This window comes from Candidatus Aquiluna sp. UB-MaderosW2red (assembly GCF_900100865.1).
Lineage (GTDB): Bacteria > Actinomycetota > Actinomycetes > Actinomycetales > Microbacteriaceae > Aquiluna.
The window spans coordinates 1022548-1039053 of sequence record NZ_LT627734.1 but is presented as its reverse complement, the minus strand read 5'-3'; the positions used below and the strand labels follow the sequence as shown (position 1 = coordinate 1039053).

The 16506-nt window shown below is 51.9% G+C and carries 15 protein-coding genes and 1 tRNA gene; 4 read left to right on the top strand and 12 right to left on the bottom strand.

Annotation, left to right across the window (positions count from 1 at the left end; genetic code table 11):
• The 3 genes from BLP47_RS05325 to BLP47_RS05315 are packed head-to-tail and all read left to right on the top strand — an operon-like array spanning position 1 to position 2626.
• The gene (locus BLP47_RS05325) at positions 1 to 756 is read left to right on the top strand and encodes a glutamine amidotransferase (protein ID WP_091851171.1); all 756 of its coding nucleotides are present in this window, start codon (positions 1 to 3) and stop codon (positions 754 to 756) included.
• Positions 756 to 1700, top strand: a complete 945-nt coding sequence (locus tag BLP47_RS05320; protein WP_091851168.1) for a nucleoside hydrolase — start codon at positions 756 to 758, stop codon at positions 1698 to 1700. Before BLP47_RS05325 ends, BLP47_RS05320 begins: the two co-directional genes overlap by 1 nt.
• Positions 1697 to 2626: a ribokinase gene (locus BLP47_RS05315; RefSeq protein ID WP_091851165.1), complete on the top strand. Its 930-nt coding sequence runs from the start codon at positions 1697 to 1699 to the stop codon at positions 2624 to 2626. The genes BLP47_RS05320 and BLP47_RS05315 overlap by 4 nt, the downstream gene beginning before the upstream one ends.
• On the opposite strand, the gene BLP47_RS05310 is transcribed toward BLP47_RS05315, so the two are convergent.
• From BLP47_RS05310 to BLP47_RS05290, 5 genes are all read right to left on the bottom strand, one after another.
• Positions 2619 to 3794: a M20 family metallopeptidase gene (locus tag BLP47_RS05310; RefSeq protein WP_091851163.1), complete on the bottom strand. Its 1176-nt coding sequence runs from the start codon at positions 3792 to 3794 to the stop codon at positions 2619 to 2621. The two genes, BLP47_RS05315 and BLP47_RS05310, sit on opposite strands and share 8 nt — an antisense overlap.
• Before the next feature lie 179 nt (positions 3795 to 3973).
• Positions 3974 to 4939, bottom strand: coding sequence for a bile acid:sodium symporter family protein (locus BLP47_RS05305; protein WP_197672365.1), 966 nt, complete (start codon positions 4937 to 4939; stop codon positions 3974 to 3976).
• Positions 4939 to 6690 (bottom strand): AMP-binding protein, encoded by a 1752-nt coding sequence (locus BLP47_RS05300; RefSeq protein WP_091851160.1) that lies wholly within the window; start codon positions 6688 to 6690, stop codon positions 4939 to 4941. Before BLP47_RS05300 ends, BLP47_RS05305 begins: the two co-directional genes overlap by 1 nt.
• Before the next feature lie 166 nt (positions 6691 to 6856).
• Positions 6857 to 8272 (bottom strand): glycosyltransferase, encoded by a 1416-nt coding sequence (locus tag BLP47_RS05295; protein WP_249883285.1) that lies wholly within the window; start codon positions 8270 to 8272, stop codon positions 6857 to 6859.
• Entirely contained in the window at positions 8265 to 9167 is a 903-nt protein-coding gene (locus BLP47_RS05290) for a DMT family transporter (RefSeq protein WP_249883284.1), read from the bottom strand. Before BLP47_RS05290 ends, BLP47_RS05295 begins: the two co-directional genes overlap by 8 nt.
• Before the next feature lie 68 nt (positions 9168 to 9235).
• Between BLP47_RS05290 and def the strand changes: the two genes are divergently transcribed.
• Positions 9236 to 9808, top strand: coding sequence for a peptide deformylase (gene def / locus BLP47_RS05285; RefSeq protein WP_091851154.1), 573 nt, complete (start codon positions 9236 to 9238; stop codon positions 9806 to 9808).
• On the opposite strand, the gene BLP47_RS05280 is transcribed toward def, so the two are convergent.
• The 7 genes from BLP47_RS05280 to BLP47_RS05250 all read right to left on the bottom strand — a co-directional run bounded on the left by BLP47_RS05280 (position 9797) and on the right by BLP47_RS05250 (position 16498).
• Entirely contained in the window at positions 9797 to 10099 is a 303-nt protein-coding gene (locus tag BLP47_RS05280) for a hypothetical protein (RefSeq protein ID WP_091851151.1), read from the bottom strand. The two genes, def and BLP47_RS05280, sit on opposite strands and share 12 nt — an antisense overlap.
• On the bottom strand, positions 10096 to 10740 hold the full coding sequence (locus BLP47_RS05275; RefSeq protein ID WP_091851148.1) for an AzlC family ABC transporter permease: 645 nt from the start codon (positions 10738 to 10740) through the stop codon (positions 10096 to 10098). Before BLP47_RS05275 ends, BLP47_RS05280 begins: the two co-directional genes overlap by 4 nt.
• A gap of 16 nt (positions 10741 to 10756) precedes the next feature.
• Positions 10757 to 10832: transfer RNA gene (locus BLP47_RS05270), tRNA-Asn, on the bottom strand.
• 45 nt (positions 10833 to 10877) lie between these two features.
• A complete protein-coding gene (gene dnaG, locus BLP47_RS05265) occupies positions 10878 to 12695 on the bottom strand; it encodes a DNA primase (RefSeq protein WP_091851145.1) in 1818 nt (605 codons plus the stop codon).
• A gap of 10 nt (positions 12696 to 12705) precedes the next feature.
• Positions 12706 to 13965: a deoxyguanosinetriphosphate triphosphohydrolase gene (locus BLP47_RS05260; RefSeq protein WP_091851142.1), complete on the bottom strand. Its 1260-nt coding sequence runs from the start codon at positions 13963 to 13965 to the stop codon at positions 12706 to 12708.
• Entirely contained in the window at positions 13966 to 15147 is a 1182-nt protein-coding gene (gene dusB, locus BLP47_RS05255) for a tRNA dihydrouridine synthase DusB (protein ID WP_371325799.1), read from the bottom strand.
• Entirely contained in the window at positions 15122 to 16498 is a 1377-nt protein-coding gene (locus BLP47_RS05250; RefSeq protein ID WP_091851138.1) for a glycine--tRNA ligase, read from the bottom strand. Before BLP47_RS05250 ends, dusB begins: the two co-directional genes overlap by 26 nt.
• Positions 16499 to 16506 lie beyond the last annotated feature (8 nt).

The following is a 16506-nucleotide window of genomic DNA, read 5'->3' as shown; positions in this document are numbered from 1 at the left end:
ATGATTAAAGTACTACTGGCAGGTGAAACCTGGATTTCTGAGTCCACTCATCACAAGGGCTTTGATAGCTTTACCAGCGTGACTTTCCACTCTGGCGCGGATGCATACATCAAAGCCCTTACTTCCAAGGGCATTTCTGTTCATCACATGGCAGCCCATGACATCCCCCAACAGTTTCCCAAGACGGCTATGGAACTCTCCGAGTTCGACGTAATAGTACTTTCTGATATTGGGGCTAACTCATTTCAGCTTCCGCCAGAAACATGGCTTGAAGGGAAATCGAGTCCCGATCGCCTAGCTGTGTTGGCTCAATGGGTTCATGACGGAGGAGCACTAATGATGGCCGGGGGGTACCTGAGCTTTCAAGGCTTCCAGGCAAGAGCAAACTTCGCACGCTCAGCAATAGCACCGGCGCTTCCAGTGGACATGGTTGACTACGATGACAGAGTGGAGGCATCGTCTGGGGCGTTCGTTCACCCGGTCGGAGAAGGCATGTTAGCGGCTTTTCTAACTTCTGATGCACCAGTTTTGCTTGGTTACAACAGAGTTACTGCTCGAATAGGATCCACAGTTCATGCCACAGTGGGTGAAGATGTGCTAATCGCCACATCCGAATATGGCAAGGGTAGAACGTTGGTCTGGACTAGCGATATCGGTCCTCACTGGTGTCCGAATGAATTTGTCGATTGGCCCGGCTATGGGCCGTTGATGGCGGGAATGATTCAGTGGCTTGCAGGCACAGAGGCGGCCAACTGATGCCCACATCAATTATTCTTGACTGCGACCCCGGGCACGATGACGCCGTTGCGATTCTTCTAGCGGTCTCCTCCCCTGAGATAGACCTGAAAGCCGTAACAACCTGTTTTGGAAACTGTTCGATTGAAGACGCAACTAGAAATGCGCTACGCATTTTGACTTTGGCCGGTGCCACTAGTGTTCCAGTGGCGCAAGGGGCCGGGGTGCCGCTAAAGCAGTCACTTGAGCTTGGCAATTACGTTCACGGAGCAAGTGGGCTAGATGGACCAGAGATGCCAGAGCCCGGTATGAAGCTTAGCGAGCTCAGTGCGGTGGAACTTATGCATCGTATTCTCGAAGAAAGCGACACAGCTATAACCGTAGTTGTTACCGGTCCAATGACAAATATGGCCCAGTTGCTGCGGGATTATCCAAACAGCTTGGAGAAAATCACCGAAGTTATCTTTATGGGAGGATCAACCGAGCGTGGTAACCATACCCCTTCGGCCGAGTTCAACACCTTTGCGGACCCAGAAGCGCTAGACGAGGTTATCAAATCCGGAGTCCCCCTAAGGATGGTAGGCCTTAACCTCACCCACCAGGCGCTGGCCGTGCCATCAGTCGTTGAGCGCATGCAGGCCATGAATCACGTAATTGGTAAAACTTGCGCGGAATGGATGGGATTTTTTGGAAGCTCTTACCGTTCAGTCTGGAGTTTCGAGGCTCCGCCTGTGCACGACCCTTGTACTATTGCCGCCCTTATTGACCCAACATTAATTCAGTGGCAGAGCACGTTTTTGGCTGTGGAACTGGATGGAAAGTGGAGTAGAGGAGAAACCATCGTTGATTTACACAATCGCTATGAGCTCCAAGCCAACGCGAGTGTCGCAATTAAACTTGACTCCAAAAGGTACTGGGATTTAGTCCTCGAATCTATCGAACGCTTGGGCAGGTCTCAATCTTGATAAGTAACCCAAAGCCGGAAGTTCTTGTTGTGGGTTCGGTGAATGCCGACGTCTCTTACATGATGCCAGATCTGCCAGGGCCTGGTGAAACAGTGCTCAGTACTCTCCGACTGGATGCGCCTGGCGGGAAGGGCGCTAACCAGGCTGCGGCACTCGCAATTCTTGGAATTGATGTCGAGTTCATCTCGGCAGTGGGTGATGACGAATCCGGACGCACGCTCTTAGACGGTCTGAAAATTGCAGGGGTAGGCGTTAGCGGCGTGGCCAAGATTGGGAACGAAACCACCGGATCCGCTGTGATCCTGGTCAGCGACTCCGGCGAAAACTCCATAGTCGTGCACGCCGGAGCCAACAGCGCCCTCACATCGGAGCACGTGCGGATTGCAGTCAGTGGCATGAATCCCCGCATAGTGATCAGTCAATTAGAGATACCATTGCGAGCGGTCCTAGAGGCCAGCAAGGTTGAGGGTTCCACATTTATTCTCAACCCAGCACCGATGCCAAAATCAAGCACTGAACTAGAGCTGATACTCAAGTCGGTAGACATACTGGTTCCGAACCGAACAGAGTTGGCAAGCCTCGCGGGTAAACCTCTCCCCAAAAGCATTAAAGAAGTGGTCGCATGCGCGCAATCTCTAGATTTTGGCGGCCAGTTGATTGTGACCCTTGGCGCAGAAGGTGCCCTTGTATTCGCAGAAGGAGTGCGCGGAACACATCGAGTCGTGAGTGCCCCTAAGGTCAATGCAGTTGACACTAGTGGCGCTGGAGATGCGTTCTGTGCGGCACTGGCTGCTGGCTTAGCTCAGGGCCTGGACATCATCCAAGCAACCGCCCGAGCGTGCGAGTTTGCAGCCTGGACTACTACTCAACATGGAGCACAAGTTTCAGCTGGAATGCACATTAAACCTGAGCTTTATTTCAGTTAGGACCCGGGGCAAGGGCTCTGAACAGTGCAAATCCAGTTTTCATCGCCTCCTCGTCGAATTCGGCTTGAGCAGAATGGTTGAATGAGGGGTCGTCACCAACGGCTGCCCCGATGTAAACCATTGCACCTGGCCAGCGTTTCAAAAAATAAGAAAAATCCTCGATGACCATCGAGGGTGCTAGAAGCCTCTGCACACTTGGAAATTCTTGCTCGATTATGATTCTGATAAGTTGCTCCATGAATGCATCATCTGAGACCACCGGCGGGTATCCCTTAGTGATACTGAGCGAAGCAGAGAGCTCGTAGTCGCGCCCGAGCTTGTTTGCGAGCTCTCGCATGCGAGAGTGAAGCTCCTCCTGCTGGCTCTGGCTGACCGTTCTCAAAGTGCCCCGTAATGAGCCGTGGGTCGGAATCACATTAACGGCATTTCCCGCAAGAAATTCAGTTGTAGTTGCCACAACCCTGAGATTGACGGTGCTCAATTCATGCGCGAGAGCGTGCAGCCCTTCGACGAACAAAGAACCTAGCCTTATCGGATTCCCGACAAGTTCCGGGGCACTTGCGTGACCCCCTTTGCCAATAATCTCAAGTCGAAACCAGTCCCCCGCCGCCATAAATGTTCCGTATCTAAGAGCAATTGTTCCCGATGGCAGCACTGCGTTAACGTGAATAGCGAAAACTTCCGCATCGTCAATTTGCAAATTCTCATGCAATAAAGTTTTCACTGCACCACGATCTGACTCCTCGCCCGGCTGGAAAACCAGGATTACATCTCTTGCACTTGGCCTTGCAATTAGATCCTGGGCGACACCCAACAACACCGCAGTATGGAGATCGTGACCGCATGCATGCATTGCCCCCTGCCGAACAGATCGAAAATTCGATCCTGAAGCCTCCTCTATAGGCAGCGCATCCATGTCTGCGCGAAAGATAATTGGCAATGCTTCCCGGGCCGTTCCAGGGATTACGACTGAGATGCCTGCACCAAGATGAAACTCTGGCAAAAATCCCATGCCCTCAAGCTCTTGTAATACGTATAGATGAGTATCAGGAAGGTCAATTCCAACTTCAGGGTGCTTGTGCAGATGACGCCTATGACGAACCATGTTTTCCCACACTTCGGGAGCTGGATGTTTCCACAAGTTCGTCACGTCCTTACGTAAAACCATTCTCCCTTTTCGGAGAATAGCAAATTTGCCTCCATTATGACAGCCGCACAAAGGGATTAGCCGTCGATCCGGAGTGGTTGCTGATCTAAAACGAAGCCAAGCAACAAAGTTTTTGGCGCCCCCCTTACTCTAAAACTCGACCGCCTTGCGACAAACCGACCTTGATAGATCCTTCCGGCCTAGAGAAGGTTTGGAATTTTCTGCTCTTCGGCCACATTTGCGCGGCGGAACCAGAAGGTGACAGCAGTCGAAACCAGCACGATGAACAGTGAGTAGAGGGCTGGGACGATAAGAATCAGCCCAACGTTTGGAGTTCCACCGAAAGTCAAAAGCACGATTGCAAGTGCCAGTGGTCCGTTCTGAATACCGGTCTCTAGAGCGATTGTTCGAACGTTCATCGGGTGGAGCTTTAGGAGCTTTGCAATTGTGAAGGCAATCGCAATACCAAAAAGACCCAAGCCGATCGCCACCGTATAGGTTTGCCACGGCGTGGCTGCCAACAGCTCCCAGTTTCTTGGCACCCAAGTAACCAGTAGGAACACGATAAAGAACAAGCCAAAAAAGCCCCCCATCAATTCTAAGAATGCCCCTATGTTTGCGCTGTAGCGGCGGATGAGCATCCCACCGACCACCGGAATAAGCAAGAGGAATAGCGTAATCACGATATTGGTGATCGGAATTTGAAACTCTTCGTTATCCGCGAAAAGAACGCGTCCGTAGAGAGCTAACACAAGCGGCGTCATCAGGATTGCCCAGAGGGTCGAGTTCGTGGTCATGATTACGCTCAAGGCCAAGTTACCCTTTGAGAAATAGGTAAAAATGTTTGAGGTGGTTCCTGCCGGAACAGAACCCATCAATAAGGCACCCAGAGCCACCGGCGCGGCATACTCCATGGGGAGCTGCCACAAAAATATGATGATAAGCGTGAAGGCCAAAAGTGGCATGATTCCGAATTGAGTTAACCAACCGATAACAAGCCCCCAGGGGCGCTTGATCGCAAGCTTAAAATCTCTTGGTGTCAAACCTGCCCCGAGGCCGAACATGATGGCAAAGACCATTGCAACCATGAGGTTTTGCTCGAAGGGAGTCACCACATCTTGCTCGGAAACTGTTACCTGGGTCAAAAAAGTTATCGTATTTATCATCAGTTGGCATCCTCTGCACTCGTGTTGATTGGCTTGGTCTCTGTAATCCCGCCAGCCAGAACTGAGGTCCTGAGCTCGCGTCTAAGAATCTTGCCAATCGGACTCTTTGGAAGCTCATCCACAAAGATCACTTTTTGCGGCACTTTATAAGCTGAGAGGTGCTCACGGCAATAGGCAATTATTGACTCGGCACTTGGTGCAGGCTGAGTTGTCACAACAAAAGCCCTGACTTTTTCGCCGCTATTTTCATCAGGAACCCCGATCACGCCAACCTCAAGAACGCCTTCGATGGCGCCAATCTGCTCTTCAACTTCGTTCGGATAAACGTTGAAGCCAGACACTAGAATCATGTCCTTCTTGCGATCAACAATCGTGAAGTAGCCATCCGCGTCCATCTGTGCGATGTCCCCGGTTCTTAACCAGCCGCCCTCGAGGCTCATAGCAGTGTCCTCATCACGCTGCCAGTAGCCCTTCATAATCTGCGGCCCGCGGGCGATGAGCTCTCCAGGGACACCTACCGGGGCGTCATTACCGTCCTCATCAACGCAACGTATCTGAGTTGAGGGAACTGGGATGCCGATAGTGCCATCCTTCTGAAGTCCACCGAGAGGGTTGAACGTGAGAACTGGTGAGGACTCGGTGAGACCGTAGCCCTCCACAATTGGAGTGCCGGTTACATCGCGCCAACGCGTGGCTACCGACTCGAACAGCGCCATGCCTCCTGCAGCAGAGGCCCTCAGATGCTTCGGCGGGCTATCCGCAAACCAGCGCTCATTCAGTAAAGCGTTAAACAAAGTATTTACTCCACTGAGCCAAGTGATCTTATAGTTTTCAAACGCTCGCTTGAGGTTGCTTGGTGGTCTCGGCGATGGCACCAAGATATTGCGAGCTCCGATGTGGAAAAAGCCAAGCAAATTCACAGTAAAAGCAAAGATGTGATACAGCGGTAACGCGGTGAGCACGATCTCAACGCCTGGGCGCATATAAGAACCGCACATCGAAATCATTTGCAAAGTGTTAGTCACCAGGTTTCCATGGGTGAGCATGGCGCCCTTGGAGACACCGGTTGTGCCGCCAGTGTACTGAAGCGCAGCTATCGAGTCACTGCCTATTCCGGTGAGATATCCGACGGCCTTTTCAGCAGATCCAGACTTTCTACCGAGGGCGAGAGCGTCCTTAAATTTGGTGTGTTCGATGGTGATCTTAGGTAACGTACGGCTCCAATACTTCTGGGTTGCCCTAATAATTCCAGAAACTGGACCAGGAAAAAACTCCGAAATCCCCAGAGTAACTACGGTCTTTATCTTGGTCTTTGGCAACACCTCGGGCAGTCGATCGGCAAACATATCTATGACCACAAGAGCCGTTGCACCGGAATCAGAAAATTGATACGCCATCTCGGTGGCCGTGTAAAGAGGATTGGTGTTCACCAAAACCAACCCGGCTTTCATGACACCAAAGGCGACAATCGGGTAGCTGAGGCAGTTTGGCATCTGAACCGCGACTCGATCACCCTGAGATAGTCCCGCCACATCTCGTAAATAGGCAGCAAAATCATCGCTTAGCTTGTCCACTTGCTCGAAGGATAACGAGCCGTTCATACCATTGGGCATGACTTGAGTAAAAGCGGTCGTCTTTGAGTACCTATCGGTAGCCGATTTAATCATCGCTGGAAGATGCGCAAAGGGGACCTCGGCCAGCTGGTGAGGAACATCACTCGGGTAATGATTAAGCCATGGGTGCTGAGTCATCTAAATTCCTTCGCCTCGAATACCAGGTATCGAGAAAAGCCCCGACTCTGGAGTTGTTCCCCTCATACTAATAAGGTTTCGGTGTTGAATTCGGTAACCGGATTTTTGAACTTAATCCCAAAAGGCGGTCTGATTACCTCTGGGTTCTAAGGGACCAGAATCCCCGCTAGTCGTCTTTTTTGCGCCTGAGCTTCTTCGCAGCTCTTTCCACTTCAGTTCTAATTTCACTGAGCTGCTCACGAACCTCTTCGCGCACCTCCCCGAAACGCTCTTTAGCATCATGACTCAAGTCACCAGCCCTCTTGCGCAACCTTTCGGCATCGGAGCGGAACTCGTGAAGTCGCTCTCTGATTGATTCACTCAAGCGCCCAATCGGTTCGGAGTAAGAGCCCTCGTTGTCCGCAGTGGTTGGGGCATCCTCACCAATCCCGCGATACAGGTCTTCGAAAATGCTGACCGTTCGCACAATGTCGTGGGCCCGAATCAAGTGCAGTGAGTTTTCGCTGAGCCTCAATAACTCCTGATCATCGGCCTGCAAAATACGCTTCATTCGCTCCGCAAGGGCGGGCACGTCATCGGGAGGAAAAAGATAACCGTTATCGCCGTCGTGAACCAGGTGGGGCAGGGCCATGGCGTCCGCACCGATGACTGGCCTGCCCGAGGCCATAGCCTCCATAGTCGCGATTGATTGGAGTTCGGCGATGGATGGCATGACAAAAGCCGTGCAGCGCTCATAGGTTGAAGGTAGGTCATCATCTGAAATGTGTCCTAAGAACTTAACCCGGCCTTCGATTCCTAGTTCTCTTGCTAGGACCTGCAAGCGACCGCGCTCGGAGCCATCTCCAACTAGCTCAACTTTGATGTTGGGATATTCAGTTAGAGATGCGACAGCGCGAAGCATTGTTGGAATTCGTTTTTCGTCATCCAGGCGACCCAGAAACAAGAACATTGGATTCTTATTGCTGGTCGGAGTGCTGTTGGCAAATCTGGCGGCATTTATTCCGCAACTAATAGCCAAAACTCCGCTAAGGCCGGAAGAGTTTTCTAATAATTCGGCTGCTCGTCTTGTCGGAGTGGTTACGACATCAACCTTCCGAAGAATTTTCCCGGCATCCTTCCAAACAACTCGCCGAGCCCAATTGTGCAGAAACTTAGGGAGAAAAGAGTATTTGATTAGATTTTCAGGCATCACGTGGTTCGTAGCAATAACTCGAGTTCCGCTGCCAGCAAGCGCCCAGAGCGTGAAGCGGCCCATCAGTAAATGAGACTGAATATGAACCGCCGTCGGCTGAACCTCATTCAAAATCCTTCTAATATTTCTCTTCAGCCCCCAAAAGGCGGTAAACCTAGCACTGGCGTGCTGGGGCACCCGATGGCTACGCATGCGATGCACAAATAAATCCACCCCATCATGCTGCTCAATCCGCATCCCACTGAATGAGTCCTGACTCGCCGCGATGATGTGAACTTCGTGACCATTGCGAACCAAGCCGCCTGCTAGGCGCTCTGCAAATCTCGCCGCCCCATTAATGTCGGGGGCGAAGGTGTCGCAGGCCATGACGACCTTTATGTTTTTAGTCATAACTCTCTATTTGCTTGGAAAGTTCAGGATGAACCTTGCTGAGCATAATTACACCGGCCGCCGCGATCGCACCGGCTACCCCGAAACCTAAAATTTGCAACAACCCCGCTTCCGAAGCTTCCCCAAGGATAACAATGCCTATGCCAACGGCGACAGCCGGGTCGATGACGGTCAGGCCCGCAATAACCAGATCCGGAGGACCCGATGCGTAGGCGTTTTGCACAAACCAGCCCCCAAGAATGGCCGCCGAAATCAAAGCAACGGCCGCTAGTAAAGTGAGCCAATCAAAATCACCCTGAGACACTCGTGTGAGCACGACCTTGGCCAGCGAAGCCACGAATCCGTAGAGCACACCGGCGCCAAAAATGTAGTTGAGCGGCCCAACCTTGCCATTGCTGAAGTAGAACAAAGCCCCAAATATGGCCAATAAGCCAAATAAGATGCCGACTATGACCAATAGTTTTCCGTCGCTCATCTTGACCTGAGTGGCACTAAATGCGGCAAAGAATACGAAGGTTCCAACCCCAAACATAGTCAGGCCGATTGCCAGAAAGGTCCTCAAGTCCAATCTAACTTTATGAATTCGCGCGTTCAGAATTGAGGTGATGATCAAAGCAATTGCGCCTATTGGCTGAACCACAATCAGCGGAGCAAGTGCAAGTGCTCCCAACTGGAAAACAACTGCCAATACTAAAAATGAAGTTCCAGTTAGCCATCTAGGGCGCTTGAGGAGACTCAGCACCTGCTTGAAGGATAAAGACCCTATCGAGACTTGCTTTGAAACTTGATTCTTGCCGACAGCGTCGTTCTGGAATTGCGCCCCCAAGGAGAGAAATATAGCCCCGATGACCGCCAGCAAAATGGCGACGGCTCGAAGAATTTCAGGTGGAAACAATCCACTCTCCTGTCTTGCGATGCGACGCGCTTATTCTAAAGGTTCAACCAGAGAAATTCTTTCGGTAGATTGTCGTTGTGCCAATTAGAAGAATCGCAATTACTGGAGAAACCGTGCTCCACCAGCCGGCATTAACCGTTGCAGAAATAACCCTCGAAATAAAAGAACTGGTGTCGGACATGTTCGACACCATGACGGCCGCACCCGGTGTTGGCCTTGCAGCAACCCAAGTTGGGGTCGGTCTCAGGATATTTGTCTACGACTACGAGCAAGACGAAATTCACTATCGAGGGGTGGCTATAAATCCGACACTAGAGGTTGGAGAAATACTAGATCTGCAGGCCGATGAAGACACCGACTCGGAAGGTTGCCTCTCGATTCCTGGCGAAAGATACCCGCTGAAGCGTTCTGACACGGCGACACTTCACGCTACCGACCTAGCTGGCAGCCCTTATACAATTGCCGCCACTGGCTGGTTGGCAAGAATCTTTCAGCACGAATACGATCATTTAGATGGCGTCCTTTACGCCGACCGGCTAATCAAGCCCTACCAAAGAGAACTCAAAAAGGTCTATAAATACGAAGGCTGGGGTGTCCCCGGGCAATCCTGGATGCCGGGCGAGGATGATTTAGAAGCCTAGTGCGGCCCTAATTGCAGCAGCCGTTAGTGCCGCTGCAATAATTACCAAAATATATGGAACTCTCAGGGCCAATAACAGGGCTGCGACTCCAAGCCCGACCGCTTTGGCATCCAGTGAGTACTCCCCCGCAGCGGTGAAGCCCTGCACTCCAACCAAGGCGGCCAACAACACGGTTGTTACCCGATCCGCAAAGAGTCGAAAACCGGCAGAAATCCAAGTTTGGGGAATCAAATAACCAAATAATTTCCAGCTGTAAACCGCCGCGGAGGCAGCCAGAACGATGAGAATCACTTCTTTTTCCTAGTGGGCAAAAAGGCGACCAGCACCGCAGCCAGAATCGCTGAACCGGCCGGCAACCATGGCGTCAATAAAGTAGCTGCAGTCGCGGCAATTAGAGCGGGTAACCACTGCTTTTTCAGACGCGGCCACAAAAGCCCTAAAAACGCCGCCGCCGCCGCGGCATCAAGGCCCCAAGTCTCAACCGACCCGAAGAGTTCACCCAACACAGCACCAAAATAAGTTGCCGTGTTCCAAAATACGAATACAGAGGCACCGGTAAGCCAAAAACCAAGTTTTTGGTCTCTCAACTCGAGCTGTGCACTGGAAACTGCATTGGATTCGTCGATACTCAGCTGCGCGGCAAGCAGTCGCCAGAGACCTTTGGGTTGGATGATGCTCGAGAGTCTCAGAGCGTAAAAACTGTTCCTTACTCCTAAAAGCCATGCGGAGGTAACTGCAGTTATTGGCGCTCCCCCGGCAGCAATGACTCCAATGAAGGCAAATTGAGAAGCCCCGGAAAACATCAGGATGCTCAAGAGCATTATCGAAAGAAGATCTAAGCCAGCAACAGAGGCAAGAGCTCCAAAGGAAATTCCGTAGAGTCCAGTAGCTAAACCTACCGATACCGATGTGCTGATTACCTGTTTGCTCACAAGAATCCTTGTTAATTGGCTCCCCGGCCTGGACTCGAACCAGGAACCTATCGGTTAACAGCCGATTGCTCTGCCAATTGAGCTACCGAGGAAAAGCGCCTGAGCGCGAGACAACATTAGCAGAGATTTACTTGCAGTTACATCAGTTTTCGGCGCTCAGATTCCAGATTCATAAGTTGTCGTTGAATCTGATTAACGGCATCCGCCATCGTATCCGGGTCCATCCTGCGCAGGGCCGCCATTAGATCAATCTTCTCCCTAGCCAATGCCTGCATCAGAGCACCATTCACGACCCCTTTTGCATACCTAAGTAGCTCTACTTCGTTTTTAACAGGCAACTCAACCAAAGCCAGTTCGCGAATCAAAGAAAGCAAGTCGTCACTGGACTCACTCGCCAGAATGTTTACCCAGTCGGGTTGAGCCAAAGACTCTTTGTGAGCAAGCGCCAATTGCATCAAGCTTTGATGAAGCGCATCCTGCAAACCAGCGGCATATATGCGCAGAAGCTGATCTTGATTAAAAGCACTCGGGTGCTGAATGAGGATCTCAAGGATTTGACGTTCCAGGCGCACTTGCGGATTGCTAACTACCGGCTGGGGCGCGGGCGATGTTCGCATTGATGCAACTTGCTCCAGATTGGACGCCTTACCATTTTGCGAAACTAAAGCGGCGACCTCGTTCACGTCGAGCGAAACCCAGTCGGCCAGCGCTCTGGTGTAGCCAGTTCTCAGTGCCGGGTCCGAAATCTCAGCCACAACAAAAGCGGCCGACCTGGCCGCAGCCACTCTGGAGTCCAAGTCGGTAAGCGAGAATTTAGAAATCCGATGCCTAATCACAAACTCGAAAAGCGGTTTCTTAGCCTCCAGCATCTGAGTGATGCCCGCGTCGCCGCGTTGCTGACGAAGATCGCTCGGGTCAAGCCCCGAGGGGCCGGTAGCAACAAAAGTCAGAGCGTTGAACTTTGCCGTGTCTCCATAAACCCGAAGAGCTGCTTTCTGGCCGGCCGCATCTGGATCAAAGGTGAATATCACACTGGCTGGTACTTGAGTTTGCCCAAAAAGTCGATTGATCAGCTTTATGTGCTCCTCACCAAAAGCGGTGCCACAGGTGGCCACTGCGACCTGATGCCCAGCTAGATGGCATGCCATTACGTCGGTATACCCTTCAACAACCACGATCTCTTTGCGCTTCACGATCTCCTTGCGCGCAAGATCTAACCCGTAAAGAACGCTCCCCTTGTGATAAACGGGGGTCTCTGGAGTATTGAGATACTTAGGCCCCTGGTCTTCCTCGTAGAGCTTTCTTGCACCAAAGCCGAGCACTTGAGAGTTGGCATCCCTAATCGGCCACAGCACTCTGCCCCGAAAGCGGTCATACCCACCCTTATCGCTTGCCATAACCAATCCAGCGAGTATGAGCTCCTCAAGCGTGTAACCAAGCTTTGTGAGGTGATCAATTAGATTCTGCCAACCCTTTGGAGCGTAGCCCACACCAAACTGACTACAAGCAGCCGCATCAAACCCTCGGCCCAATAAAAAATCCCTCGCCGCTTTGGCTTCATCGGATGCGAGCTGACTTTGATAGAAGCTGGCCGCTTCGCTGTTGGCTGCCAAGAGTCGAGAGCGATTCGAGACTTCTTGGGAGCCACTCTCGTCGTAGGTCAGAGTAAATCCGGTCTTATCCGCCAGTCGTTCAACCGCATCGGCAAATGAAATTGATTCGATCTCCTGCAAAAACTTATAGACATCACCGCCAGCTCCGCAGCCAAAGCAATGGTAAAAAGCTGGTGACGAGCGAACATTGAAACTGGGAGATTTTTCTGAATGAAAGGGGCAGAGACCCTTAAAGCTCCCGGAACTAGCTGGCCTCAGCGATACGTACCCGGAGACGACTTCAATAATATCGGCCTTAGCCTTTAGCTCTTCAATATCACTCTGGCGCACTCGAGGGGGCATACCCAGAATCCTAAGTGGTTAAAACTGCGTGCAGGGCGATTGCAGCGGGGTCGGTAAGGGAAGCTACTTGATCAACGATTGCGCGCTTTCTCTCTTCGGGAGTCTCAGCCTTTAAGAACGCCTCCAAGGATGTTGCATCCAAATGGTCGCCATGGCCAGCCAGCAGAGCATCAGACAGTGATATCAGTTGCTCCCGCTGCTTCTCATAAAAAGGTTGCCTAGAGTTGTGGGTCATTACTTGCGAAGCCACCAAACCCTTGAGTACCGCAATTTCGCTTCTTACCTTGGAGGGAATAATGACGCCGGCCCGGTAGCGGGTAAGCGAAGATTTGGATGCATTTTCCAAAATCGTCTCGGTGGTTCGAGCCACAAAAGAACCAATCATTTCGCTCGCAAGATTCTTAAGCTTCGCCAAGTGTCTTGGAGAACCATCAAACTCAAACAGCCAATATTTGGAATTCCTGAGCGTGTCAAGCGCCTCTTCCAGTTGCACCTTGGCAAGCAAGCCCCCGGACCACCTGGCGACCTCCTCGATTAATTCATCAGTTGCTAGCGGATCAGAAATCAAAGCCGGATCTAAAAAACCCTCAACTATGGCATCTTCGAAATCGTGCACGCTGTAAGCAACATCATCTGCAAAATCCATAATCTGCGCTTCAACGCATTTTGCTCCATCGGGGGCCCCCTGGCGCATCCAGGAAAACACATCCAGGTCGTCTGGATAAACCCCAAACTTAAAACTATTGCCATGTTCAGCGGCCTTGGTAAGTAGCCACGGGTATTTTGTCGCGGCGTCAAGCGAGGCTCTGGTTAGATTCAGGCCCCGAGAATTGCCGGATTCATCGTAGATTTTGGGCTCAAGCTTTGTAAGAATCCTGAAGGTTTGCGCGTTCCCCTCGAAGCCACCAATCTCTGCAGCCCAGAAGTTCAATGCCGACTCGCCATTATGACCAAATGGGGGGTGCCCTAAATCGTGCGCTAGGCAAGCCATGTCGACCAAGTCTGGATTCACACCCAACACCGTTGCAAGTTCCCGACCAACCTGGGCCACCTCTAGTGAGTGAGTGAGTCTAGTTCTTGCAAAATCACCCGATGCCGGGGACAATACCTGGGTCTTGGCGGAGAGTCTTCTAAATGCGGCGGAGTGCAACACCCTGGCTCGATCCCGCGCAAATTCCCCGCGTTTAACCATGCTCGAAAGCGGTTGACTGACAAATCTCTCCCGATCGAAGTCCTTGTAGCCAGGCTCTTCTAAATTGGAATTGTTCATCTACCCACCCGAAACCGAGAGCTCAGCCTGTTGCAAAATCAACTTGTGACTGCCAGAAAGCTCCCTGGAGTCCAGCCAATTTTCGGGAAGCGAACAGGCCTTCACAGACCCGAGCCGACCTCTTGGACCTTCTGCCTCATCGCCGGGATACGGGCTAGAGCGATCTAGCTCCGAAAGGATTTCGCGCATGTGGTCCAAGGACATAACCTGAGCCAGCTTCGCCCTGAATTCGCCGCCCACCGGATAGCCCTTGAAATACCATGCGACGTGCTTGCGAATGTCGCGACAAGCCCGCCCCTCCTCTTCAAAAAATTCGACCAACAATTCAGCGTGCCGATAAAAGCCATCGGCCACTTCGCCTAGTGAGGGCATCACTTGGGTAATTGCGGGGTTCTTGTCCCCAGCTAAATATGCGCGGATCGCCTGTTCTAAATCGGCGAAAAGCCAAGGCCTGCCGAGGCAGCCTCTGCCGACAACAATTCCGTCCACTCCGGTCTGCTCCATCATGTTTACAGCATCCTGAGCGGACCAAATGTCGCCGTTGCCTAAAACCTGAACATCAGGAAGGGATTCTCGCAAAGTGGCGATTGCCTGCCAGTCAGCAGTCCCAGAATAATAATCGGATGCAGTTCTGCCGTGAAGAGCAATCGCGGCAACACCGGCGTCCCTCGCCGCTTTGCCAGCATCCAGGTAGGTTAGGTGCTCGCTATCGATGCCCTTGCGCATTTTTACCGTTACGGGGGTGTCGCCGGCTGCCTGAACCGCAGCATTTACGATTGCGGAGAAAAGATCACGCTTCCAGGGAAGAGCCGCTCCGCCGCCTTTTTTGGTGACTTTTGGAACTGGGCAACCAAAATTCAGGTCTATGTGGTCCGCCCTATTTTCAGCCACGAGCATTGTGACGGCCTCGGCAATGATTTTTGGATCGACCCCGTAGAGCTGAACCGATCGAATCTCCTCTGACTCGTGATGTCCGATTAGGCGCATGGACTCTTCGGTGCGCTCAACCAGAGCCCTGGAGGTCACCATCTCAGAGACAAAAAGACCGCCGCCATATTCGCGGCAAAGCCTCCGGTATGCAGTGTTGGTAATGCCGGCCATCGGTGCCAGAACAACTGGTACCGCAATCTCATGTTTGCCGTATTTCAAGCCCAAGTTAGCCGGCAAGCCTTTCGACCAAATAGCTCTTAATTTGAGAAAGCGCTACGCGCTCCTGAGCCATTGAGTCACGCTCTCGAATTGTGACGGCCAGATCATTTGGAGTGTCAAAGTCAACGGTTATGCAAAACGGTGTGCCAATTTCATCTTGGCGTCGGTAGCGCCTTCCGATAGCACCTGCATCGTCGTACTCAATGTTCCAATGGTTTCTCAGATCCTGAGCTAACTCTTTTGCTATCGGGTTTAGCTCCTCGTTACGACTCAGCGGCAGAACTGCGGCCTTGACGGGAGAAAGCCGGTAGTCCAGCTTTAAAACGGTGCGAGTGTCCATTCCGCCTTTTGCGTTCGGTGCCTGATCCTCGTGGTAGGCGTCGACTAAGAATGCCATTAGCGACCGGGTGAGACCTGCTGCCGGCTCAATCACAAAAGGAGTCCAACGCTTCTCCTCAGTGGGGTCAAAGTAGCTGAGGTCGACGCCCGAAGCCGCTGAGTGGGTTTTCAGGTCGTAATCGGTTCGATTAGCCACACCCTCAAGCTCTCCGAAGGCCCCACCCTGAAAACCGAATCGATATTCAATGTCAACGGTGCGTTTCGAGTAGTGCGAAAGCTTGTCCTTGGGGTGCTCCAAGAGCCTCAGGTTCTCCGGATTTATGCCCAGGTTCACGTACCAATTGAATCGCTCATTAATCCAATAATCGTGCCAGGTTTCGTCTTCTCCGGGCTTTACGAAAAACTCCATCTCCATCTGTTCAAATTCGCGAGTCCGGAAAATAAAGTTTCCCGGAGTGATTTCATTTCTAAAACTCTTACCCATCTGACCAATGCCAAACGGGGGCTTCATGCGAGAGGCATTTAGGACATTATTAAAATTTACAAAAATACCTTGGGCAGTCTCCGGTCTGAGGTAGTGCATTCCCGATTCATCCTCAACCGGCCCAAGTGAGGTCTTTAGGAGCCCATTGAAGCTCTTGGGTTCGGTCCAAATATCCTTATTGCCGCAGTTCGGGCAGGCAATCTCGGCCATCGAAGTTGGAGGCCGGCCTTTTTTCTCTTCGAAGGCCTCTTCAAGATGATCGGCGCGAAATCTCTTGTTACAGCTTGTGCACTCAATAAGCGGGTCCACAAATGCCTCAACGTGACCGGAGGCTTCCCAAACTCTGCGCGGAAGAATAATTGATGAGTCAAGCCCAACTACATCTTCGCGACCAGAGACCATCGAACGCCACCATTGGCGCTTGATATTCTCCTTGAGCTCGACTCCCAGCGGGCCATAGTCCCAAGCCGAGCGCGACCCCCCGTAAATCTCGCCGGCTTGAAACACAAAACCGCGACGCTTTGCTAGCGAAATAACCTGATCTAATTTTTGGACTGCCATTTATCTCC

Bases quoted from the DNA above. Each gene is read 5' to 3' on its own strand.
- BLP47_RS05250 (WP_091851138.1), bottom strand. From the start codon at position 16,498: ATGGCAGTCCAAAAATTAGATCAGGTTATTTCGCTAGCAAAGCGTCGC.
- BLP47_RS05295 (WP_249883285.1), bottom strand. From the start codon at position 8,272: ATGACTAAAAACATAAAGGTCGTCATGGCCTGCGACACCTTCGCCCCC.
- BLP47_RS05310 (WP_091851163.1), bottom strand. From the start codon at position 3,794: ATGGTTTTACGTAAGGACGTGACGAACTTGTGGAAACATCCAGCTCCC.
- dnaG (WP_091851145.1), bottom strand. From the start codon at position 12,695: ATGCCCCCTCGAGTGCGCCAGAGTGATATTGAAGAGCTAAAGGCTAAG.
- BLP47_RS05325 (WP_091851171.1), top strand. From the start codon at position 1: ATGATTAAAGTACTACTGGCAGGTGAAACCTGGATTTCTGAGTCCACT.
- BLP47_RS05260 (WP_091851142.1), bottom strand. From the start codon at position 13,965: ATGAACAATTCCAATTTAGAAGAGCCTGGCTACAAGGACTTCGATCGG.
- BLP47_RS05305 (WP_197672365.1), bottom strand. From the start codon at position 4,939: ATGATAAATACGATAACTTTTTTGACCCAGGTAACAGTTTCCGAGCAA.
- BLP47_RS05300 (WP_091851160.1), bottom strand. From the start codon at position 6,690: ATGACTCAGCACCCATGGCTTAATCATTACCCGAGTGATGTTCCTCAC.
- BLP47_RS05320 (WP_091851168.1), top strand. From the start codon at position 756: ATGCCCACATCAATTATTCTTGACTGCGACCCCGGGCACGATGACGCC.